Below are 21,542 nucleotides of genomic sequence, written 5' to 3'. Positions count from 1 at the left end.
GTGCACCTCAAGCGCGTCATCCCGTGCCTGGACGTCGACGCCGGGCGCGTCGTCAAGGGCACGAACTTCGTGGGCCTGCGCGACGCCGGCGACCCGGTCGAGCTCGCCGAGCGCTACGACGCGGCGGGCGCCGACGAGCTCGTCTTCCTCGACATCACCGCGACGCACGAGCGCCGCGACACGATCGTCGACCTCGCCCGGCGCACCGCCGACAACGTCTTCATCCCCTTCACGATCGGCGGCGGGATCCGCTCGGTCGCCGACGCCCAGCTCGTCCTGGACGCCGGGGCCGACAAGGTGGCGGTCAACTCGGCGGCCGTCGCGCGGCCCGAGCTGCTGGACGAGCTCTCCGAGCACTTCGGCGCGCAGTGCGTCGTGCTGGCCATCGACGCCAAGGCGCGGGTCGGCATCGACGGGACGCCCGGCTGGGAGGTCTACGTCGCCGGCGGGCGCACGCCCACCGGGCTCGACGCGATCGCCTGGGCCCGCGAGGGCGTGGCGCGCGGGGCGGGGGAGATCCTGCTGACCAGCATGGACCGCGACGGCACCAAGGACGGCTACGACCTGCCGCTGACCACCGCGGTCGCCGAGGCCGTCGACGTGCCGGTGATCGCCTCGGGCGGTGCCGGGGACCTCGACGACCTCGTCGACGCCCTGCGCGCCGGCGCCGACGCCGCGCTGGTCGCCTCGCTGTTCCACTTCGGCCAGTTCACCGTGGCCGAGGCCAAGGCCCGCCTGCTGGCCGCGGGCGTCGCCGTCCGCCCCTAGGCCGGCTTGCGGGCCCGGCAGACCGTGCCGCCGTCCTTGGCGAAGCACACCGGCGGGCGCGGCAGGCGGCAGGTGCGGTCGCGGCCCGAGCCGAAGCAGACCTTGATGCGGCGGCGGTGCAGCTCGAGGATCCGGTGGACCTGGGCGCGCCGGGCCGCCACGCGGCGGGCCACGTAGCGCCGGTGGCGCCGCTGGGCGGCCGCGCGCAGGTGGTCGCGGCGGGCCTTGCGGCCGGCCGAGGTCAGCGTGCCGGAGGAGCTGCGGCCCTGCTCGGCCAGCATGTACAGCGTCGAGTAGCCGTTGAGGTAGAGGCGGGTGCCGTCGGAGATGACGGGGTTGAAGGCGCCGCTGCCCATGGACCACACCAGCTTGCCGGTGGCCGCGCCCACGGCGCCCGTCGACTTGCGCGACAGGTTGGAGTAGAAGACCAGATCGCCGATGACGACCGGGCCGCCGGAGATCTTGCCGCCCGCGGTGCGCGTCCAGCGCACGCTCCCGGATCGCGCGTCGAAGGCGTACAGCTTGCCGTCGTAGGACCCGGCGTAGACCGTGCCGCCGAGCACGTCGGAGATCGCCGGCGAGGAGTAGACGTAGCCGCCGGTGTGGTGGCGCCAGGCCAGCTTGCCCGTGCGGGCCGCGAAGGAGTAGACGAAGCCGTCGGTGTTGCCGAGGTAGACCCGCCCGTAGGCGATGGCCGGCGTGGCGTAGAAGTTGCCGCTGCGCAGCCCGAACGCGCCGCCGCTGGTGCCCGTCTTCCACAGCACGTGCCCGTCGGCGCGGCTCAGGGCGGTCACCTGGCCGCCGTAGTCGCCGAAGATGAGCCGGCCCTCGTCGAGCGCCAGCGCGCCCTTGACCGCGCCGCCGGCCCGGTACGTCCAGCGGGTCGACCCGTCGGCGGCGCGCAGCGCGTAGACCGTGCCGTCCTCCGTGCCGAAGTACAGGCGTCCCTGGTCCAGGAGCGGCGAGGACTCCGAGCGGCTGGGCAGCTTGCGCGACCAGCGGGTGCGCCCGGTGTCGGTCGCGGTGGCGACCACCCGTCCCGCCCGGACGCCCTTGCCCCGTGCCAGCAGCACGGAGTAGACCGTCCCGTGCCCGCAGGCCGGGGAAGCCGCCGCCAGGTATCCGAGCTTGACCTTCCAGCGCACGTGCCCCGTGCGCTTGGACAGCGAGTACAGCGCGCCGTTGTTCTTGAGCAGGTACAGCGAGCCGCCGCACAGCACCGGCGGGAACTCGAGCAGGATCGAGCCCGTCAGCCGCCAGCGCACGGTGAACGGCGGGCGCAGCGGACGGCTCAGCGGCAGGTAGCGCGTGCGCGCCTTCGTCAGCCCGTAGACCGGCCACGAGAAGCGGTCGTCCATCGCGGCGTCGCGCTTGGCGCCGGTCTGCGGCTGGGGGACGGAGGGCAGGGTCGGCGGCGTGGTGTTGAACTCGACATCCGGGTTGGACACGTCGCCCTGGCCGCCCGTGAGCGCCACGACCGCGGTGACCCCGAGCGCGAGGCTCACGAGCGCCGCCGCGACCCACACCAGCCGACGACGTCTGCCGCCGGTGGGACGGAACATGGGCGACAGGGTATGAGGTCGGCGGTCGGGCCGTGCCGCCTGCGAGGATCGCGCCGTGCGCACCGCTGCCGAGGCCCTCGACGCCCTGCGCGCGCTGCCCTGTGGCGCGCCGGTGCTGGCCGTGCTCGAGACGGTGCCGGGAGCGTGGATCGTGGGGGGCGCGGTGCGCGACGCCCTGCTGGGTGCCGAGCCCCGCGAGATCGACGTGGTGGTCGAGGGCGACCCGGCCCCCGTGGCCGCCGCGCTGGGCGACGTGCAGGCGACCCACGAGCGGTTCGGCACGCTGTCGGTGCGGCGGGCGGACTGCCGCTACGACGTCGTCCGGGCGCGCGCGGAGACCTACGCGCACCCCGGCGCGTTGCCCGAGGTGCGGGCCTCCGGCGTGGACGACGACCTGCTGCGCCGCGACTTCACCATCAACGCGGTGGCGCTCTCGGCGGCCGGCGAGCTGCGCTGTGCGCCCCACGCCCTCGAGGACCTCGACGGCCGCCTCCTGCGGGTCCTGCACCCCGCGTCGTTCCGCGACGACCCCACACGTCTGTGGCGCCTTGTGCGCTACGCGGTCCGCCTGGGCTTCGTGCCCGAGCCCGGGACCGACCGGCTCGCCGCCCAGGCCGTGCGCGAGGGCGCGCCCGCCACGGTCAGCGGCGACCGGATCGGCGCCGAGCTGCGCCACGCCCTCGCGGAGCCCGCGCCGCTGGCCGTGCTGCACGCCGCCCAGAATCTCGGCCTCGTGGCCGGCCTGCGGCTGGATCCGGCGGTCGTCGGCGACGCCCTCGCGCTCCTGCCCGCCGGCGAGGGCCGCCCCGACCTCACGCTGCTGGGCGCCGTGATCCCCGACCGCGACTGGCCCTCCGGGCTGGGCTTCGCGGCCGCCGAGGCCCGCATCCTCGCGCGGTGCGCCGAGCTGGAGCCCGTCGCGGGTGGCCGGCCGTCCGAGGTCACCGCGCGCCTGCGCGGCGAGCCGGTGGAGGCCGTCGCGGTCGCCGGCGCCCGCGGCGACCTGGTCACCGCCGGCATGTACCTCGCCCAGTGGCGCCACGTGCGCCTGGAGCTCACCGGTCACGACCTGCTCGCCGCCGGGGTGCCGGCGGGCCCGGAGCTGGGTCGGCGCCTGGCCCGCGCGCTCGCCCGGCGCCTGGACGGCGAGCTGGCGCCCGGCCGCGAGGCCGAGCTGCAGGCGGCGCTCGCGTGAGCGCCTGCTAGACCCTCCGGGGTGACCGTGCTGCCCGACGCGATCGATCTCGAGCTCCCCGGCGCGCGCGTGCGCTTCACCGCGCGGGCCGGTGGCGTCTCGGAGGGCCCGTACCGGTCCCTGAACCTCGGCCGCTTCACCGACGACGACCCCGCTGCGGTGGCCGAGAACCGCCGCCGGGCGGTGCAGGGCGCGCCGGCGGCCTGGGCCCGCCAGGTGCACGGCACGCGCGTCCTGCGCGCCGACGGGCCGGTGGGCGCGGGCGGCGCGCCGGACGCCGACGGCGTCGCGACGGCGGTCCGGCGCCTGGCGGCGCTGGTGCTCACCGCCGACTGCCTCCCGGTGGCGCTGGCCGCGCCGGAGGCCGTGGCGATGGTCCACGCGGGCTGGCGCGGGCTGGCCGGCGGCGTGCTGGAGGAGGGCGTCCGCGCGCTGCGCGAGCTCGGGGCCACCGCGGCGATCCAGGCCGCGATCGGCCCGGGGGCCGGGGCCTGCTGCTACGCGGTGGGCGAGGACGTCGCCGCCGTCTTCCCCGCCTGGGCCGTCCGCGACGGGCGCCTGGACCTCAAGGCCGTGGCCGCGGAGCGGCTGCGCTCCTGCGGGGTCGCGGAGGTCACCGACGTGCGGCGCTGCACGATGTGCGAGCCCGCGCTGTTCTTCTCGCACCGCGTCAGCGGCCCGGTGACGGGGCGCCAGGCCGGGATCATCTTGCGCAGCTGACGGACCCGCAACTTCCCCACTTCCTGGAGCACCGAATCCCGGTGTGTCGGATCTCCTCGACATTCTGTCTGCGGTTGGACTAAGGTCGTGCCCGAACGCCGAGTCCCGGACCGTCCGGGAGCGGGGGAACCAAGTCTCGGGGGCGAGTCCCACGGTGATCCGTGGGAGGCGCACTGCGCTAGCCCGTCAGCTAACCCCGTAGGCGCTGACCACAGCAGGTTTCTACATGTCCCGTTGCACTGTCCGTGTCCTGGGAGCGTTCGGCCTCCCGTTATCCACCCTCGTCCTGACAGGCGTGGCCTCGGCCGCGAGCGGCACGCCCATCGCGCCCGCCGCCGACCGCAGCGTCAGCCCGGCCCACCCGTCGGCCGCCACCGGCTCCAACCACGTGCTCCGCGTCGGCGGCCGCGCCCACTGGCGCAGCTACCTGACCTTCGACGTGCCGGCCGGCTCCCGCGTCGACCGCGCGGTGCTGCGCCTCAGCGGGGGCCGGGCCTGGCCCTCGTCGCTGAACGTGCGCGTCGCCATCGGCTCGCCACTGGACGAGTCGGCCACCGGGCCCGGCTCGACGCCCCGCGTGGGGGCGCAGGTCGCCTATCTGCGGCACCGCGCCGCGTGCGCGACGCGCGCCCGGCGTGCGCGCAACGTCGCCTGCCGGCGGCTGTCGCTCGACGTCACCCGCGCCGCGGTGCCCGGCCGGCCCCTGTCGCTCGTCCTGACGTCCTCGAGCTCGGGCGTCATCCGCCTGCCCAGCCGCGAGGCCTCCAAGGGCGGTCCGCGGCTCGTCGTGAGCGTGACCCGCACCGCCGGCCCTGCCGTGGCCACGCCGCAGGCCGCCGTCGGCCCCGCCTCCGGCGCCCCGTCGGCCGGCCCGGTCGTGGGCCTGTGGACGACCGCCGCCGAGCTGGCCTCGCGCCCGACCTCCGGTCCCGCGTGGCAGGCGATGAAGGCCGCGGCCGACGCCTCGCCGGGCACGGCCGACATCTCCGACCAGAACTCGTCGCACGACATCAGCACGCTGGCCACCGCGCTGGTCTACGCCCGGACCGGCAACGCCGCCTACCGGGCCAAGACCGTCGCCGACATCGCCGCGGCGATCGGGACCGAGCGCGGCGGGCGGACCCTGGCGCTGGGGCGCAACCTCGCGTCCTACGTCATCGCCGCCGACCTCATCGGCCTCGGTGGCGCGGATCCCGCCACCGACGCCCGCTTCCGCGCGTGGCTGTCGGCGGTCCGCACCGAGAACCTCAGCGGCGACACGCTGATCTCGACGAGCGAGCAGCGCCCGAACAACTGGGGCACGATGGCCGGCGCCAGCCGCGTCGCCGCCGACGCCTACCTGGGCGACACCGCCGACCTCGACCGCGCGGCGACGGTGTTCCGCGGCTGGCTCGGCGACCGCTCGGCCTACAGCGGGTTCAACTACGGCGACATGTCATGGCAGGTCGATCCCCGCAACCCGGTGGGCGTCCAGCCCGCCGGCGCGTCGAAGAACGGCCTGGTCATCGACGGCGCGCTGGCCGACGACATGCGCCGCGGCTGTGCGTTGGCGACGCCGCCGTGCCACACCAACTACCCCTGGGAGGCCATGCAGGGCGTCGTCGTCGAGGCCCAGCTGCTTTCGCGCCGCGGCTACGACGCGTTCAACTGGTCCAACCAGGCCGTCCTGCGCGCCGCGCTGTTCCTCAAGCGCCTGGATCAGGCCTACGGCGGCTGGTGGGCGTCCCAGGACGACGAGTGGCAGCCCTGGGTCCTCAACCACGCCTACCACGCGTCCCTGCCGGAGACCACGCCGGCCGAGCCCGGCAAGATCATGGGCTGGACGGACTGGGTGTTCGGCTGAGATGCGCGCGCCGCGACGCTCAGCGCAGGGCGATGTCCGCGAGGGAGAACCCGAGGTCCTCGTTGAACGTGCTGAGCATGCGGTGGCGCAGGGCCTGGTAGCGACGCACCGCCTCGCTGCGGCGGCCGCGCTGGACGAGCAGGGCGAGCAGGTCCGCGTGGGCCTCGACGTCGAAGGGCTCGAGCGTCGTGAGGCGCTCGAGGTCGGCCAGGACGCCCTCCGGGTCGTCCTGGCCCTGGCCCTGGCGCAGCCGCACGAGCGTGCGCAGCGCGTCGGCGGCGAGGTTGTGCAGCCGGTCGCGCTCGTCCAGCGCCCACTCGGCGTAGGGTTCGTCGGCGAGGAAGTCGCCGCCGTAGAGCGCGACGCCGGCGGCGAGGCGCTGGATGGCCGTGACGTGGTCGCCGGCGCGCCCGGCCTCCGTGCCCGCGGCGACGTGGGCCTCGAACTCGTCGGCGTCGATCTCCACGTTGGACCGGTCCAGGGCGTAGCCGCCCGGCTCGGCCAGCACGAAGGACGACTTGCCGCGGCCCTGGCGCTCGGGCTCGAGGTCGGTGCGCAGGATGTGCACGAAGTAGCGCAGCGCCTTGACGCTGGCCGGGGTGCTCTCGCGCCAGAGCTTCTCGGCGATCTCATCCGTGTAGACCGTGCGGTGGCGTTGGGCCACGAGGAACTTGAGGATGCGCCCGGACCGGTTGGAGAGCCAGCGGCCCTCGATCGGCCCCTCGTTGCCCAGCAGGCGCGTGCGGCCCAGCGTGATGACCCGCAGGCGCGGTCCCGTCGTCCAGTGCGGTGCGGTACGCCGGCGCCGGTCCTCGGCGCGGCCGGGTCGCATCTCGGTCAGGACGAGCTCGGGCGTCGCGGACACGCGCGCGACGGTCACCCAGGCCGCGGACGCCGCCGCACCCTTCGTCAGGTCGATGCGCACCTCGGGCAGGGGCCCGTCGCGCTCGGCGGCCAGCTCGTGCAGGCAGGCGCTCTCGAGCGGGCCGCCGGGGCGACGGCAGCCGATGAGGTCGCAGACCGTCCCCGGGGTTCCCGGCTCGAGCTCCGGTCCGGTACCCACGAGCGTCCCCGCGGCCCGATTGGCCACGTTCACAGCTCCGTGACGATCCGAGAGGATCAGCCCATAAGGATGGCCCTGGAAGGCCAGGTCGGTGGGCTCGGCGGCCGGGTTTGGTGAGGTTTCGCCGTCCATGGTGAAGGTCTGTCATCGGTCCGGCTTCGGACCGGAATGCAGCAATTAGCGTGCAGCTTCGTTTGCACAATCAATCGTAGATCGGCCCACAAAACAAGTATTTAACAACCAGGTCAACAAGAATCTGGCGTCCTGGGCCTACCGTACCCATCTCGTTCCGTCGCTCACGGACAGCAGCGACGGAGTCACATCTGGGGAACGGAATCTGGGGGATGATCGTGATCAAGGATGCACGGCCGAACGAGCCACGGCTGGCACCTACGTTCGCGGGCGCTGGGCGGGACCAGGCCCGGCGGGCGGTGACGCAGGCCTGCGCCTGCGCGCCTGACGCGGATCTGGGCACGCTCACGCGCCGCTCTGCGGCGGGTGGCGTTCGATGCTGAAGGCGGCCTTGGCCGAGCCGCTCGCGGACGTCCCGACCGCCGCCATGGATCCCATCGTCGTGGCGCTGGGCGGCCGGGCGATGTCGCAGCGGGTCGAGGACACCCTGGCGCGCCAGGGGATCGACGTGGTCGCCTGCGTCGAGGACCTCGATGAGCTCGAGGAGCTCAGCACCACGTGCCATCCGCACGTGCTGGTGCTCCTTGACGGCTCTGGTCATGACCCCGCCGCGACCATCCGCGCTCTCTGGGCCTTCTTGCCGCGCACCCGCGTGGTCATGACGCTGCGCGACCATCGCGCCGCGGCGGTCCGCGAGGCGCTGAAGGCCGGCGCCGACGGCGTCGTCCTCGAGTCGCAGCTGGCGATGTCGCTGGCCGCGGTCGTCCGGGCCGTCTCGCTGGGTCACGCGGTGGTCCCGCTGACCGATCGCAGCGTGCTCGGCCGTCAGCCGCTGACGACCCGTGAGCGCGAGGTGCTCGAGCTCGCGGCCGACGGCCTGACCAACGTCGAGATCGGCACCCGCCTGCATCTCGCCGAGAGCACGATCAAGAGCCATCTCTCTTCTGGGTTCTCGAAGCTCGGGGTCCGCTCGCGGAGCGAGCTCCCCGCACTGATTCGCGAAGGACGCGAGTACCGCCCCGCGGCTTCTCGCACCACGGCACATCTGGGAGGCAACGCATGAAGCGCATGTTCATCGTCGGCAAGGACGCATTCCTCGTGACCACCATGAGGATGGCACTGAAGTACACGTCGGAGGTCGCCGTCTTCGGCGTCCGCGACGCCGGCTCCGGCGTGCGCCGGGCCCTTCGCGAGGCACGTCCCGACATCGTCCTGCTCGACGGCTCCGACGCCGCCGAGCGCACCCTGGAGCGGCTCGCCATGGTCTCCGAGGAGCGTCCCGGCGCGATCGTCCTCGTCCTGGCCACCGGCCTGGAGTCCGACGTCCTCGAGGAGCTGCTCGCCGCGGGCGCCACCGTGTGCCTGTCGCGCACGCTCAGCGCTGCGCCGTTCGACCTGCTCATCGCGGGCGATGCCGACGCCGAGGGCGACCAGGACGCCGAGCTGACCGTTCCGCTCGCCGAGGTGGCCCCGGCCGCCGAGGCGCCCGCGCCGGTCGCGGCGGTCCCGGCCGCGCCGAGCACCCCGCTGACCAACCGGGAGATGGAGATCCTGCGCTGCGTCGCCGAGGGGCACACGAACGCCCGCATCGGCCGCGACCTGTGGGTGACCGAGCAGACGGTGAAGTTCCACCTGTCGAACATCTTCCGCAAGCTCGGCGTCTCCAACCGCACCGAGGCCAGCCGCTATGTGCTGCTCAACGACTCGCTGCGCGCCCGCCCCGCCGCGCCGGCGCCGGCCCTCGCGCCGGCCCTCGCGCCGCCCGTCGTCGCCAAGGACCACTCCAACGGCCGCGTCCACCATGTCAACGGGCACCGCTTCGGTGCCACGGAATCGGTTCGCTAACCATGCCCCGGGTCACGGATGATCCCTGGGACGAGCTGCGCCGTGAGATCGACCGCAGCCGGAGGGGCGACCACAAGGCCACCCTCCTGCGGGTCGAGTCGGGCACCGTCGGATCCGGATGGCGCGCACGACGCGCGCTGACCGGCGCCGCCGCGCGCCTGGAGGAGACCCTGCGGAGCATCGACACGGTGTGGGTCCACCGCGATGCGCTGTACGTGCTGCTGCCCGAGACCGACCAGGACGCCGCCGAGGCGCTCGTGTCGCGGCTCTGGCGCGACGTTCCCGACCTGCTGCCGTTCGACGGGCTGCGCATGGCGTGCTTCCCGGCGCACGGCGTGACGCCCAACGCGCTGCGCGCCGCCGTCGAGCGCCAGCCGGAGGGCCGGACCGAGCGCGTCCGCGGCACGTCCGCGCCCGCGCTGGAGCCGGCACACGAATCGGAGCAGATGTAGATGCAGGCCCGGCGTGGATACCGCGTCAGCAAGCGGGCCATGGACATCGTCCTGGGCTCGACCCTGCTGCTGTTCATGCTGCCGATCCTGGCGGTGTGCTGGCTGGCCGTGCGCCTCGACACCCCCGGTGCCGCCGTCTTCGGCCAGCTGCGCACCGGGCGTGACGGCCGGCGCTTCCGGATGTACAAGTTCCGGACGATGGTGGCCAACGCCGAGGAGCTCAAGGCGAGCCTCGCGCACCTCAACATCCTGCCGCCGCCGGACTTCAAGATCCCGGACGACCCGCGCGTGACCCGCGTCGGCAAGTTCCTGCGGGCCACGAGCCTGGACGAGCTGCCGCAGCTGTTCAACGTCGTGCGCGGCGACATGTCGCTCGTCGGCCCGCGGCCGACGTCGTTCTCGCCGTCGACCTACGACGTCTGGCACACCCATCGCCTGGACGTGACGCCCGGGCTGACGGGGCTGTGGCAGATCGAGGGCCGGGGGCAGATGACCTTCGACGAGCGCCTGCGCCTCGACGTGACCTACATCCGCAAGGCCTCGCTGATGTATGACCTGCAGCTGTTGCTTCGCACGTTCGGCGCGGTCGTACGCCGATCCGGAGTCTGACCCATGTCCACCGAGACCTCTGCTCGCCGCGCCTGCGCGTCGGCCTTCGTCGTGCACCCCGCGATCGCCGCGCCCCTGGCGGCCTTCGACCGCGAGGGCGTGCGCTGGTGCCTGCTGCGCGGAGCGGCCGAGCTCGATCGTGTCGACGGCGACGTCGACCTCCTCGTCAGCCACTCGGATCTCCGGGGGCTGCGACGGGCGCTGGCGGCCCTGGGTGGCTATCCCCCCCAGAACTCCTGGGGTCGCCAGCCGCACCGGTTCTTCGTGGACGAGACCGTCGTGCCGGGCGAGCGCGTCAAGCTCGACGTCGTGACGACCCTGGCCTTCGGGCGCTACGGCGAGCTGCCCACGGGCGCGGCCGACACGGTCCTGGCGGCGCGCGAGCGCTGCGACGGCCTGTGGGTGCCGGCGCCGGCCGACGCGTTCTGGGCGCTGCTGCTGCACGCGGTCCTGGACCGCGGCCGCATCCGTGCGGAGCGGGCGGCCGAGCTGCTCGTGCTCGCCGGCCGCGCCGGGGAGGGCGACAGCCCGCTGCGTGACGTGGTCGAAGAGGCCTGCCCGCCCGGCTGGGACACCGGCCGCGTGGTCGAGGCCGTCCACGCGGGCGCGTGGGACGAGCTGTCGCGCCTGGGGCCGCAGCTGCGCGACCGCTGGCCGGGCAGCAGCCCGGCCCGGCGCACGCTGACGGTCGGCGTCCGCAAGGTGCTGCGCAAGGCACAGCGCCTTCAGCAGAGCGGGTCCATCGCGTCGTACAGGCGCGCCAGGTCCACGGGGTAGGGATGATCGACAGCGAACGCCGGCTTGCCGGCGAACACCTGATGCAGCAAGGCCTGCTCGCGTCGGCCCGCGTCCTCCAGCAGCGCGTTGCGCCGGCCGGGGAACGCGAAGCGGAACTGGGCGTAGGCGGCGGCCAGCGGCTCGCGCTCGTAGTCGAGCGAGGCCGCCATGCGGTCGGCGACCTCGGCGGGGTCGATCGGGCGGGCCGTGGTCTCCGGGCCCTCGCAGCTGGCCACGAGCATGAGGCGGTCGAACGGGGCCGTGAGCAGCACCGCCGCGTCGTCGAACAGGCGCTCCGGGGGCACGTCGATGTGGCGCTGGCGCTCCAGCAGGGTGCCGACACGGCGCCCGCGGCGCCCGCGGGCCAGGCTGCCCGCGGTGCGCAGCGCGGCCAGCTTGGCGCGGTCGCCCCTGGCCACCCGCTCGCCCAGCGCGGGCAGCTGGCGCAGGTTCCAGTCCCAGATGCGCATCGGCTCGGGGATGCCGTGCACCCGCTCGCCGGAGGGCTCGACGTAGATCCACTCGTCGCCGGCGAACTGCGCCCCCTGGGACATGAAGGCCAGCACCGCCTCGGTCTTGCCGCCCTTGGACCAGCCCGTGACCACGACGCCGACGCCCCGGTGGACGAACGCGGCGGCGTGCAGCGGCAGCGCCCCGCGGCCCAGGACGCTCAGGTTCAGGCACGCGATGAGCAGCGGCACGGCCGGCAGGCCGCGCTCGCACACGATCTCGGCGCCCGGCGTGCCGATCTGCTCCAGGGGCAGCTGGACCCGCGCACGCGCCTTGTGCTTGGAGCGCAGGATGAGGAACGCGTCGTCGGTGAACCCGGCGTCGTCGAGGCCCAGCAGCGTGATCTTGCCGCGGACCTCCAGTCGGTCGACGAATCGGACGATGAGGTCCGGAGGCCCGTCGACGGCGCCGCGGATCGGCCCGAGCTGGCGGTCGACCGCCGCGACGTCCCGCGGGTCGGCGTCGATGAGGCGCACGCCGGCCAGGCCGTGCAGGTTGTAGTCGACATCAGGACGTTCGGGCATCGAGGCGCGAACCGTAGCTGCAGAACCGGAGGAGGTGGACGATGACCGCGACCATGAGCCCTACCGCGCATGCCGACGTCCGTCGCGTCGACTGGCGGTTCCTGCTGCCCGATCCCGACCTCGGGCGGGTCGCCTACCCCGCGCCGCGCCAGCCCGAGCTGCTCGCCGCCCTGCGCGAGGTCAGCACGGTCGTCGAGCGCGCCCCCGCGACCGAGCTCGAGGGGTTCGATGTCGTCGTGCTGACCGGCACGCGCCACGAGATGGCCGAGGCCATCGAGCACGCGCCCGCCGGCGCGTGGATCGTCGCCGAGGCCGGTGGGCGGGCCGCCGTCGGCCTCGCCGCCCGCCTGCGCCGCCGCGGCTTCGAGGACGTCGCCGCGCACTGGATGTGGCCCGACGTCCAGCGCTGCAGGGAGATCGTTCCCATGCGGTCGCAGGCCCTGCGCCATGCGCTGGACCGCCGCGACCCGGGCGCCGCCCTGCGGCTTCGGGTGCGCCTGGCGCGTACGCTGGCGCGTACACCCCTCTTCGCTCTGGTCGTCGACCACGCGGTCGTCGTGGCCCGGGTGCCGTCATGAACGTCGTCGCCACCTACCTCCGTGAGCACCGCGCTGCGCTGGCGCTCGACGCCCTCGGCCTGCCCGAGGACCCGCCGTTCGTGCTCATCACGCCCCGGTTCGCGCTGTCGGCGCACGTGGTGATCCTCATCCTCGGCGCCGACGGGGCGCCCGTCCTGGCCGCCAAGCTGCCGCGCCGGCCCGGCGACGACGGCGCCCTGGCCGTCGAGGCCTCCAACCTGCGCGCCGTCGCGGCCGCCCTGGGCGACGACGGCAGCACGCCGGGCGTCGTCGCGTTCGACGAGGACCTGCACCACCCGCTGCTGCTCCAGCGTGCGCTGCGCGGCACCCCGGCCAGCACGGCCGTGGTGCACGCCGACCGCGCGGGGGTCGTCGCCAAGGTCACGGCGTGGTGTGACCGCCTTGCGGCCGCCACCGCCGCCCCGCCGGCGCCCGAGACCGTCGCGCGCGTCCTGGTCCGGCCGCTGTGCGAGCTCGCCGCCCGCCCGGGCGTCGACGGCCTCGTCAGCGACCTCGCCCGCCGCACGCTGCCGCTGGCCGAGCGCGTGGCGGCGGCCGGGGTGCCGTGGGTCTTCGAGCACGGCGACCTCGGCCACCCGAACCTGCTGCTCGACGACGACGGCCGCCTCGGGGTGCTGGACTTCGAGCGCGCCGAGCACGCGGGCCCTCCCGGCCACGACGTCGCCTTCTTCTGCGCCTACGCGGCCGTGGCGGCCTCGCGCCGCCCGCCGGAGCAGGCCGTCGCCGAGGCCTTCCACGGCCGCCAGGCCTGGGCCGGGGAGGTCGTCGCCGGCCACCTCGCGCGCCTGGGCGTCGACCCCGGGCTGCACGGGGCGCTCGTCGCCGTCGGCTGCGCGCGCGTCGTCGCGGGCGCGCTGGCCGCGGGCCTGACGCCCCGCATCGGCGACCGCGACGCCGCGGGCCGCCATCTCGCCCTCTGGGACCTCGCGCTCGCGACCGGGGCCGCGGGTCATACGCTGACCGATCGGGCCGTGGCATGAAGCTCCTGTACGTGACCGCCGAGGTGCCGTGGCCGCTGACGAGCGGCTACCTGCGCCACTTCCACTTCCTGCGCGGCCTGTCGGCCCGTCACGACATCACCCACCTGTCGCTCACCCGCCGTCCGGCGGTGCCGCAGGAGGCGTGGCCCGAGCTGGCGCCCTACGTCGACCGCCTGCAGGTCTTCGGCGAAGGGGCGCCGGGCGCGAGCCCGACCGCCCGCAGCCTGCGCCTGCGCCGGGCGGCCGGAGAGCTGCGCCGCGCCGTGGCCGCCGAGATGGCCGGCGGCGGCTACGACGCCGTGCTCGTCAGCGGCAAGGACACGTTCCCCGTCCTGTCGGCGGTGGGCGACACGCCGCTCGTCATCGACGTCTGCGACGCCGCGTCGATCCGGCTGGCCGGCGAGCTGGCGGTGACCTCGCAGACCCGGCGCCGGGCGATGCTGCGCGTGCGCCTGGCCGAGATCCGCTCCATCGAACGGCGAATCGTCACCAAGACGCCGCACCTGCTCTTCGCGTCCGAGCGCGACCGCGAGGCCGTCGGCGCGCGCAGCGGGACGATCGTCCCCAACGGCGTCGACCTGGAGTACTGGACGCGCGGCCGCGCCTCGTCGGACCGGCCCGCGATCGCGTTCTCCGGCGCGATGGCCTACCGCCCCAACGACGACGCCGCCCAGCGCCTCGTGCGCGGCATCCTGCCGCTCGTGCGCGCGTCGGTCCCCGACGCGGGCGTCATCCTGGCCGGCCGAGACCCGCTCGCGCGCCTGCGTGCCGACGCCCAGGAGGCCGGCGGCGTGACCGTCACCGGCACCGTCGACGACCTTCGCCCGCACCTCGAGGAGGCGGCCGTCTACTGCGCGCCGCTGCGCTTCGCGGCGGGCATCCAGAACAAGCTCTTGGAGGCACTCGCCATGGAACTCCCCGTCGTGACCACCCCGATCGCCGCCGCCGGCCTGGTCGCCGGCAGCGCGGCGGCCCCGGTCGTCATCGCCGAGGACGACACGACGCTGGCCGCCGCCATCGTCGACCTGCTCGCCGATCCGGCGCAGCGCGAGCGCCGTGCCGCCGCCGGACGCGCGTTCGTCGTCGAGCACTTCTCCTGGCCGTCGGCGGTCGCCCGCGTCGACGCCGTGCTGCACGAGGCCGCCGGCCGCCCGGCGACCGCTTCCGTGGCGGCCTCGGCCCCCGGCGAGGGAGCGGGCGCGTGAGCGGCGGGTTCTCCGTCGCGCTCATCGGCTGTGACGGCGCGGGCAAGACGACGGTCGCCCGCGCGCTGGAGCAGCAGACCGACCTCCCGCTGATCTACGTCTACATGGGCGTCAGCGTGGACTCCAGCAACCACGTGCTGCCGACGACGCGGCTGGCCCACCGCATCAAGAAGGCCCGCGGGGCGCCGCCGGACACCGCCGGGCCGCGCGAGCCCAAGCGCCTGGAGCCGGCCAGCCTGCCCAAGCGCGTCAAGCGCTCCGTGCGTTCATCGCTGCGGCTGACCAACCGCTTCGCCGAGGAGTGGTACCGCCAGGGCATCGCGTGGCGCGCCCAGCGCCGCGGCTCGATCGCGCTGTTCGACCGCCACTTCGTCGCCGACTACCACGCGGCCGACATCACGGGTGAGGACCGGACCTGGAGCCGCCGCGTGCACGGCTGGCTGCTGGCCAAGACCTATCCGCAGCCCGACCTCGTGATCTTCCTCGACGCGCCCGCAGAGGTCCTGTTCGCGCGCAAGGGGGAGGGGACGATCCAGTCGCTGACCCGCCGCCGCGAGGACTACCTGCGCCTCGGCTCCGAGCTCGCGGACTTCGTCGTGGTGCCGGCCACCCAGCCGCTGCCCGACGTCATCGGCCAGGTCGAGACGATCATCCGCGACTACGGGGCCGCGCGGTGAGCGCGCGCCGCGTGCTGGTCACCGACGCGGGCCGCGGCAGCGCGATCGCCGTGATCCGCTCGCTCGGCCGCGCCGGCTGGGAGGTCACCGCGGCCGACAGCACGGCGGCCAGCGCCGGCTTCCGCTCGCGCTTCGCCGCGCACACGCTCGTCTACCCCGACCCGCTGCAGGACCCCGAGGGCGTCGTCGAGCTCCTGCTCGCCGAGGCCACCAACCGCGGGATCGACCTCATCATCCCCGTCAGCGACGAGCTGCTGCTGCCGCTGTCGGCGGCGCGCGAGCGCTTCGCGGGCGTCAGCGCCCTGGCGATGCCCGACGCGGCCGCGCTGGACCAGGTCTCCGACAAGGCCGCGACCGTCGCGCTGGCCCAGCGCCTGGGCGTGCCCGTCCCGCGCACGAAACTGGTCGCCACGACCGCCGAGGCCCTGGCCGCGGCACCGGCGCTGGGCTGGCCGCTGGTCGTCAAGCCGGCCCGGTCGCGCGTCGTGCGCCCCGGCGGCGTCGACCGCTTCCAGGTCACCTACGCCGAGTCGCCCGAGGTGCTGGCCCGGGTCATGGCCGGCCTCGAGGGCCGCGTGCCCGTGCTGCTGCAGGAGTACCGCGCGGGGGAGGGCCACGGCGTCGAGCTGCTGCTCGACGACGGCGAGGTCCTGCTCGCCTTCCAGCACCGGCGCCTGCACGAGGTCCCGATCACCGGCGGCGCCAGCGCGCTGCGCGAGAGCGTGCCGCTGGACCCCGCGATGCTCGACCAGGCCACCCGGCTCATGCGCGAGCTGAAGTGGACCGGCCTGGCCATGGTCGAGTTCCTCGTCGGTGACGGCCGCGCGACGCTGATGGAGATCAACGGCCGCATCTGGGGCTCGCTGCCCCTGGCGGTCAAGAGCGGCGCGGACTTCCCGCTCGGCCTCGCCCGGCTGCACACGGGCGGCCCCCCGCCGGGCGGCCCGCCGCCGCGTGTCGGCGTGCGCTCGCGCAACCTGCGCCTCGAGCTCATCTGGATCGGCTCCGTGCTGCGCCGCGCGCGCCGCTACCCGTTCCTGGCCTCGCCGCCGCGCAGCGCCGGCGTGACGGCCGCGCTGCGGCTCGTCAACCCGCGCGACGGCTTCGACGTGCTCAGCCGCGAGGACCCCTCGCCGGGGCTGGCCGAGGTCGCCCAGGTCGCCGGCGCCCTGTTCGGGAAGGCCCGCCATGCGGCGTGAGGGCACGCTCTCGGTCCTGACCTACCACCGGCTCGCCGGGCCCGGCCAGGGCCCGCCCGGGATCGTCAGCACCACCCCGCAGGGCTTTGCGCGCCAGATGCGCTGGCTGGCCCGCAGCGGCCGCGCGGTCGGGCTGGCCGACGTGCTCGCGGCCCGGACCGGCGGCGCCCCGCTGCGCAGGGGCGCGGTGCTCGTCACCTTCGACGACGCCTACACCGACTTCCGCGACGTCGCGTGGCCCGTCCTGCGCGCCCACGGCATCCGGCCGGTGCTCTTCGTCCCCACGGGCTACCCCGACACCGACGCCCGCTTCTGGTGGGACCGCCTGCACGCGGCCGTGCTGCGCGGGCCGGCGGCGCTGCGCACGCCGCTGGGGACCCTGGTGTTCACGGGCGACGACGAGCGCCTGACCGCCTACCGGACGCTGCGCGAGCACGTCAAGACGCTGCCCCACGAGGACGCCATGGCGCTCGTGGACGACCTTGCCACCCAGGCGGGCGTCGACGTCGACCCCGCGGCCCGCGTCCTGGGCTGGGACGCGCTTCGCGCGCTCGGCGCCGCCGGCGTCGACCTCGCGCCGCACACCCGCACGCACCCGCGGCTGGACCGCCTGCCCGACCACGCCCTGCGCGAGGAGATCGCCGGCTCGATCGAGGACCTGCGCCGCGAGGCCGGCTCGTCGGCGCCGGCCTTCGCCTATCCCTCCGGCGGCGTGTCGGACGCCGCCGCGGCCATGGTCGCCGAGGCCGGCATCCCGCTGGCCTTCAGCACGCGCCGCGGGGTCAACGACCTGGCGGCGGCCGATCCCCTGCGCCTGGACCGCATCAACGTCGGCCGGCGCACCAACGTGGCGGTCCTGCGCGCCCAGCTCGCGCTGCCGCCGCGCGGCGCCGCCGCCGCGGCGCGCCCGGTCCCGCCGCCCGGCCAGACCCCGGTCGTGGCCTACATGATGTCCCGCTTCCCCAAGATCAGCGAGACGTTCATCCTCACCGAGCTGCTGGCCATGGAGCGCCGCGGCGTGCGCGTCGAGACCTACCCGCTGCTGCGCGAGCGCGCGACGCTCGTGCACCCCGAGGCCCAGGCCGTCGTGGACCGCGCGCACTACCAGCCCGCGATCTCGCCCGCGGTCCTCGCCAGCCAGCTGCACTGGCTGCGCCGGGACCCGCAGGCCTACCTCGGTGCGCTGCGCGACGTGATCACCGGCACGTTCGGCAGCCTGAACTTCATGGTCGGGGGGATCGGCATCTTCCCCAAGGCCGCCCACATGGCGCGCCTCATGCAGCGCGACGGCGTCACGCACGTGCACTGCCACTTCGCCACGCACCCGGCCGTCGCCGGGCTCATCATCCACCGGCTGACCGGCCTGCCGTTCTCGTTCACCGGCCACGGCTCCGACCTGCACGTCGAACGGCGGATGCTGCCCGAGAAGGTCGCCGAGGCCGCGTTCGTGGCCACCGTGTCGGAGTACAACCGCCGCCTCATCATCGACGAGTGCGGCGGGCGCTTCGCCGACAAGGTCCACATCATCCGCGCCGGCGTGGACACGAGCCGCTTCGACGCCGCCCGGGGCGGCGACCGCCCGCCGCAGGACGGCCCGCTGCGAATCGTCTGCGTCGGCACGCTGCACGAGGTCAAGGGCCAGGGCCACCTCGTCGAGGCCTGCCGCCTGCTGACGCAGCGCGGGATCCCGGTCCGCTGCCGCTTCATCGGCGACGGCGAGGACCGCGAGGCGCTCGAGGCCCGGATCGCCGAGGGCGGCCTGACCGGCAGCGTCGAGCTGCTCGGCGCCGCGACCGGCCCCGAGGTCGCCGCGCAGCTGCGCGACGCCCACGTGCTCGTGGCGCCCAGCGTGCCCACCTCGGGCGGCAAGCGCGAGGGCATCCCCGTCGTGCTCATGGAGGGCATGAGCACGGGCCTGCCCGTCGTGTCCAGCCGCCTGTCGGGCATTCCCGAGCTCGTCGTCGACGGCGTCGCCGGTCTGCTGACCGAGCCGGGCGACGCCGAGGCGATCGCCGACGCGCTGGCCCGCCTGCACGCCGATCCCGAGCTGCGCCGCCGCCTCGGCGAGCAGGGGCGCCGTCGCGTCGAGGCCGAGTTCGACGTGGAGCGCAGCATCGACCGCCTGCTGGAGCACATGGGCGCCACGGCCGCGGCCGCCGCCTCCGGCGACGACGTCGCGGGGATGGCCGCATGACGCCCCGGCGACCCTCGCACGCCGCGTTCTGGGGCGGCGCGGCGCTCATCGGCTGGACCTACGCCGCGTTCCCGCTCGTGATCCTCGCGCGGGCCCGCGTCCGGCCGCGGGCCTTCGCCAGCGGCCCCGTGACCCCGACGGTCTCCATCGTCATCGCCGCCCACAACGAGCAGGCCGCGATCGGCGCCAAGGTCGCCAACCTGCTCGCGCTCGACTACCCCGCCGACCGCGTCGAGATCCTCATCGCCTCCGACGGCTCGACCGACGCGACGGTCGCCCGGGCCGCGGAGGCCGCCGCCGGGGACGGCGACCGGGTTCGGGTCCTCGACCTGCCGCGCACGGGCAAGGCCGGCGTCCTCAACGCCGCCGTCGCGCAGGCCACCGGCGACATCCTGGTCTTCTCCGACGCCAACTCGATGTTCGCCGCCGACGCGCTGCGCGAGCTCGTCGCGCCGTTCGCCGACGAGGAGGTCGGCGGCGTGGCCGGCGACCAGCGCTACCTGCCCGACGACGGCGACCTCGACGGCGCCGCCAGCGGCGAGCGGGGCTACTGGGACATCGACCGCAGGATCAAGCAGGCCGAGTCCGACGCGGGCAACGTCATCTCCGCCACGGGCGCGATCTACGCGATCCGCCGCTCGCTGTTCCGCGAGGTGCCCGAGGGCGTCACCGACGACTTCACGACGTCCACGGGGGTCATCGACCAGGGCCGCCGGCTCGTGTTCGCCCCGGGCGCGATGGCGTTCGAGCCCGTCGGGTCCAGCGCCTCGGTGGAGTACGGGCGCAAGGTGCGCGTCATGACGCGCGGGCTCAACGCCGTGCTCGTGCGCCGGGCACTGCTCGACCCCCGGCGCCACGGCTTCTACGCGCTCCAGCTCTTCTCGCACAAGGTGCTGCGCCGGCTCATGGCCGTGCCGCTGCTCGTCGTGTTCGCCGCCACGCTGCGCCTGGCGCGCCGCTCGCCCCTGTACGGCCTGGCGGCGCTGGCCCAGGGCGGGGTCTACGGCCTCGGGGCCGCCGGCCTGGCGCTGGGCCGCCATCCGGCCGGCCGGCACCGGCTCCTGGCCCTGCCGGCGTACTTCTGCCTGGTCAACCTGGCCTCGCTGCAGGCGCTGGGCAACGTCCTGCGCGGGCGCACCGTCAACCGCTGGGAGCCCCAGCGGGAGGAGGAGACATGAGCGCCACCGGGCTCGCGGCACCGCCCGCGCCGGTCACCCCCTGGGCGCCGCGTCACGCCGGCGCGCGCCGCCGGATCAAGCTCATCGCGGTGCCGCTGGCCGCCGCCCTGTTCGGCATCGCCGTCGGGCTCGGCTCGCTGCCGCTCATCCTGCTGTCGCTCGTACCGCTGGCCGCCGCGGTCGTGCTGCGCGCCGACGGCGCCGTCGTGGTCTTCGCCGCCGGCTTCTACCTGAACCTGCCGGTCGTCGTCGTCCACCAGACCCACCTGCCGTCGGCCCTGGCGTCGGCCCTGGCCGCGCTGCTGCTGCTGCCGTTCTTCGGCTATGTCGTGATGGGGCGCCAGCCGCTCGTCGTCACCCCGGCCCTGGGCCTCATGGTCGGCTACCTGGCGGCGCTGGTCCTGTCGGCCACGCTGGCCCCGGGCGCCGGGCCGGCGACGACCAGCGAGATCACGGGGTTCATCACCGAGGGCCTGCTGCTCTTCGTGCTGGTGACCAACGCGGTGAGGACCGTTCGCACGATGCGCCTGGTGATGTGGGCCGTCGTCCTGATGGGCGCCCTCATGGGGCTGATCTCGGTCTGGCAGGAGGTCACCCACAGCTACAGCAACCACCTCTTCGGCCTGGCCCAGATCGACGTGACGGGCTTCGACGTCGGCTCGAGCGTGACCGGCAAGTCGCTGCGCCCGCGCCTGGCCGGCCCGATCGGCGAGAAGAACCGCTACGCCCAGGTCCTCATCGTCCTCATCCCGCTCGCGCTGTACCTCGCGCGCTCCGAGGCCCGGCGCTGGCTGCAGGTCGTGGCCGGCGCGTGCGCGGTCCTCACCCTGTGCGGGATCATGCTGAGCTTCTCGCGCGGCGCCGCGATCGCGGTCGTCGTGATGATCCTGGCGATGGCCCTCGTGGGCTTCGTCCGCGCCCGGTACGTCGCGGGGCTGCTCGTCGCGGTGGTGGCGCTGACGTTCGCGGTGGCCCCCGACTACATCAGCCGTCTGCAGACCCTGAGCTCGGCCGACAGCGCGCTGGCGACCAACTCCACGGCCGACGGCGCGGTCGTCGGGCGGGCCACCGAGAACCTCGCGGCGTTCCACGCCTTCGCCGACCATCCGATCTTCGGCGTGGGGCCGGGGCAGTACTTCCGCCAGTACTCCCAGGAGTACGCCAACCAGCTCAACCTGCGGTTCCTGAGCACCAATCGCCAAGCGCACAACCTGTACCTCGGTCTGGCCGCCGACGTCGGCGTCGTCGGCGTGGCCATGTTCCTGGCGATCGTCATCGCGACGATGCTGCAGCTCTGGCGGCTCAACGTGCTCTGGCGTGACCGTGAGCCGCGCCACGCCCAGATGGCGCTGGCGTTCCTGCTGGCGCTCGTGGCGTACATGGCCAGCGGGGTGTTCCTCCAGCTCGCCTACCAGCGCTACTTCTTCTTCCTCGTCGCCCTGGCCAACGCGGCGATCTGGGTGCTGCGCCGCGAAGCCGTGCGCCGCCGGATCGCCTGAGCCGGGCCCGG

General features: G+C 74.8%; 20 protein-coding genes and 1 riboswitch. Of the genes, 17 read left to right on the top strand and 3 right to left on the bottom strand.

The genetic code is table 11. The annotated features are described in order from the left end of the window. Positions 1-768: an imidazole glycerol phosphate synthase subunit HisF gene (hisF, locus tag FSW04_RS17270; RefSeq protein WP_146921498.1), complete on the top strand. Its 768-nt coding sequence runs from the start codon at positions 1-3 to the stop codon at positions 766-768. Here the strand turns inward: hisF and FSW04_RS17265 are convergent. Next, the gene (locus FSW04_RS17265) at positions 765-2,330 is read right to left on the bottom strand and encodes a PQQ-binding-like beta-propeller repeat protein (RefSeq protein WP_146921496.1); all 1,566 of its coding nucleotides are present in this window, start codon (positions 2,328-2,330) and stop codon (positions 765-767) included. The genes hisF and FSW04_RS17265 overlap by 4 nt on opposite strands. A 55-nt stretch (positions 2,331-2,385) precedes the next feature. Here FSW04_RS17265 and FSW04_RS17260 point away from each other — a divergent pair, with 55 nt between their 5' ends. The 3 genes from FSW04_RS17260 (at position 2,386) to FSW04_RS17250 (ending at position 6,088) form a co-directional block, all read left to right on the top strand. Then, complete coding sequence (locus FSW04_RS17260) at positions 2,386-3,525, top strand: tRNA nucleotidyltransferase/poly(A) polymerase family protein (RefSeq protein ID WP_146921494.1); 1,140 nt, start codon at positions 2,386-2,388, stop codon at positions 3,523-3,525. Positions 3,526-3,546: 21 nt separating this feature from the next. Beyond that, on the top strand, positions 3,547-4,245 hold the full coding sequence (locus FSW04_RS17255; RefSeq protein ID WP_228430530.1) for a polyphenol oxidase family protein: 699 nt from the start codon (positions 3,547-3,549) through the stop codon (positions 4,243-4,245). An 86-nt stretch (positions 4,246-4,331) separates the two neighbouring features. After that, positions 4,332-4,465, top strand: a riboswitch (cyclic di-AMP (ydaO/yuaA leader). A gap of 75 nt (positions 4,466-4,540) precedes the next feature. After that, positions 4,541-6,088: an alginate lyase family protein gene (locus FSW04_RS17250; RefSeq protein WP_146921492.1), complete on the top strand. Its 1,548-nt coding sequence runs from the start codon at positions 4,541-4,543 to the stop codon at positions 6,086-6,088. Between the two features lie 19 nt (positions 6,089-6,107). Here the strand turns inward: FSW04_RS17250 and FSW04_RS17245 are convergent, their stop codons facing one another. Further along, positions 6,108-7,178, bottom strand: a complete 1,071-nt coding sequence (locus tag FSW04_RS17245; RefSeq protein WP_146921490.1) for an AfsR/SARP family transcriptional regulator — start codon at positions 7,176-7,178, stop codon at positions 6,108-6,110. A 547-nt stretch (positions 7,179-7,725) separates the two neighbouring features. Between FSW04_RS17245 and FSW04_RS17240 the strand changes: the two genes are divergently transcribed. From FSW04_RS17240 to FSW04_RS17220, 5 genes are read left to right on the top strand one after another with little or no spacing between them, the layout of a single operon-like run. After that, positions 7,726-8,346 carry a response regulator transcription factor gene (locus tag FSW04_RS17240; RefSeq protein ID WP_187368865.1) on the top strand — a complete coding sequence of 207 codons (621 nt, stop codon included), beginning with the start codon at positions 7,726-7,728 and terminating at the stop codon, positions 8,344-8,346. After that, on the top strand, positions 8,343-9,128 hold the full coding sequence (locus tag FSW04_RS17235; protein WP_146921486.1) for a helix-turn-helix transcriptional regulator: 786 nt from the start codon (positions 8,343-8,345) through the stop codon (positions 9,126-9,128). The genes FSW04_RS17240 and FSW04_RS17235 overlap by 4 nt, the downstream gene beginning before the upstream one ends. 2 nt (positions 9,129-9,130) lie before the next feature. After that, complete coding sequence (locus tag FSW04_RS17230) at positions 9,131-9,580, top strand: hypothetical protein (RefSeq protein WP_146921484.1); 450 nt, start codon at positions 9,131-9,133, stop codon at positions 9,578-9,580. Next, entirely contained in the window at positions 9,581-10,189 is a 609-nt protein-coding gene (locus FSW04_RS17225) for a sugar transferase (RefSeq protein ID WP_228430529.1), read from the top strand. A 3-nt stretch (positions 10,190-10,192) separates the two neighbouring features. Next, the gene (locus FSW04_RS17220; RefSeq protein WP_146921482.1) at positions 10,193-10,966 is read left to right on the top strand and encodes a nucleotidyltransferase family protein; all 774 of its coding nucleotides are present in this window, start codon (positions 10,193-10,195) and stop codon (positions 10,964-10,966) included. Here the strand turns inward: FSW04_RS17220 and FSW04_RS17215 are convergent. Further along, positions 10,915-12,000: a phosphoenolpyruvate carboxykinase (ATP) gene (locus tag FSW04_RS17215; RefSeq protein WP_146921480.1), complete on the bottom strand. Its 1,086-nt coding sequence runs from the start codon at positions 11,998-12,000 to the stop codon at positions 10,915-10,917. The two genes, FSW04_RS17220 and FSW04_RS17215, sit on opposite strands and share 52 nt — an antisense overlap. Before the next feature lie 53 nt (positions 12,001-12,053). Here FSW04_RS17215 and FSW04_RS17210 point away from each other — a divergent pair, with 53 nt between their 5' ends. Genes FSW04_RS17210 through FSW04_RS17175 form a run of 8 tightly spaced genes read left to right on the top strand, consistent with a single transcriptional unit; the run spans position 12,054 to position 21,531 of the window. After that, positions 12,054-12,578, top strand: a complete 525-nt coding sequence (locus FSW04_RS17210; protein ID WP_146921478.1) for a hypothetical protein — start codon at positions 12,054-12,056, stop codon at positions 12,576-12,578. Next, on the top strand, positions 12,575-13,579 hold the full coding sequence (locus FSW04_RS26220) for a phosphotransferase (protein ID WP_187368864.1): 1,005 nt from the start codon (positions 12,575-12,577) through the stop codon (positions 13,577-13,579). Before FSW04_RS17210 ends, FSW04_RS26220 begins: the two co-directional genes overlap by 4 nt. Then, a complete protein-coding gene (locus tag FSW04_RS17200) occupies positions 13,576-14,784 on the top strand; it encodes a glycosyltransferase (RefSeq protein WP_146921476.1) in 1,209 nt (402 codons plus the stop codon). The genes FSW04_RS26220 and FSW04_RS17200 overlap by 4 nt, the downstream gene beginning before the upstream one ends. Then, the gene (locus FSW04_RS17195) at positions 14,781-15,461 is read left to right on the top strand and encodes a nucleoside/nucleotide kinase family protein (RefSeq protein ID WP_146921474.1); all 681 of its coding nucleotides are present in this window, start codon (positions 14,781-14,783) and stop codon (positions 15,459-15,461) included. The genes FSW04_RS17200 and FSW04_RS17195 overlap by 4 nt, the downstream gene beginning before the upstream one ends. Then, entirely contained in the window at positions 15,458-16,660 is a 1,203-nt protein-coding gene (locus tag FSW04_RS17190; protein WP_146921472.1) for a carboxylate--amine ligase, read from the top strand. Before FSW04_RS17195 ends, FSW04_RS17190 begins: the two co-directional genes overlap by 4 nt. After that, positions 16,650-18,854 carry a glycosyltransferase gene (locus tag FSW04_RS17185; protein ID WP_146921470.1) on the top strand — a complete coding sequence of 735 codons (2,205 nt, stop codon included), beginning with the start codon at positions 16,650-16,652 and terminating at the stop codon, positions 18,852-18,854. The genes FSW04_RS17190 and FSW04_RS17185 overlap by 11 nt, the downstream gene beginning before the upstream one ends. Next, positions 18,851-20,032, top strand: coding sequence for a glycosyltransferase family 2 protein (locus FSW04_RS17180; RefSeq protein ID WP_146921468.1), 1,182 nt, complete (start codon positions 18,851-18,853; stop codon positions 20,030-20,032). Before FSW04_RS17185 ends, FSW04_RS17180 begins: the two co-directional genes overlap by 4 nt. Then, on the top strand, positions 20,029-21,531 hold the full coding sequence (locus tag FSW04_RS17175; RefSeq protein ID WP_146921466.1) for an O-antigen ligase family protein: 1,503 nt from the start codon (positions 20,029-20,031) through the stop codon (positions 21,529-21,531). The genes FSW04_RS17180 and FSW04_RS17175 overlap by 4 nt, the downstream gene beginning before the upstream one ends. The last annotated feature ends 11 nt before the right edge of the window (positions 21,532-21,542 follow it).

This window comes from Baekduia soli (assembly GCF_007970665.1).
GTDB lineage: Bacteria > Actinomycetota > Thermoleophilia > Solirubrobacterales > Solirubrobacteraceae > Baekduia > Baekduia soli.
Note: the sequence above shows the minus strand (reverse complement) of the source record. Positions and strands in the feature narration are given on the sequence as shown.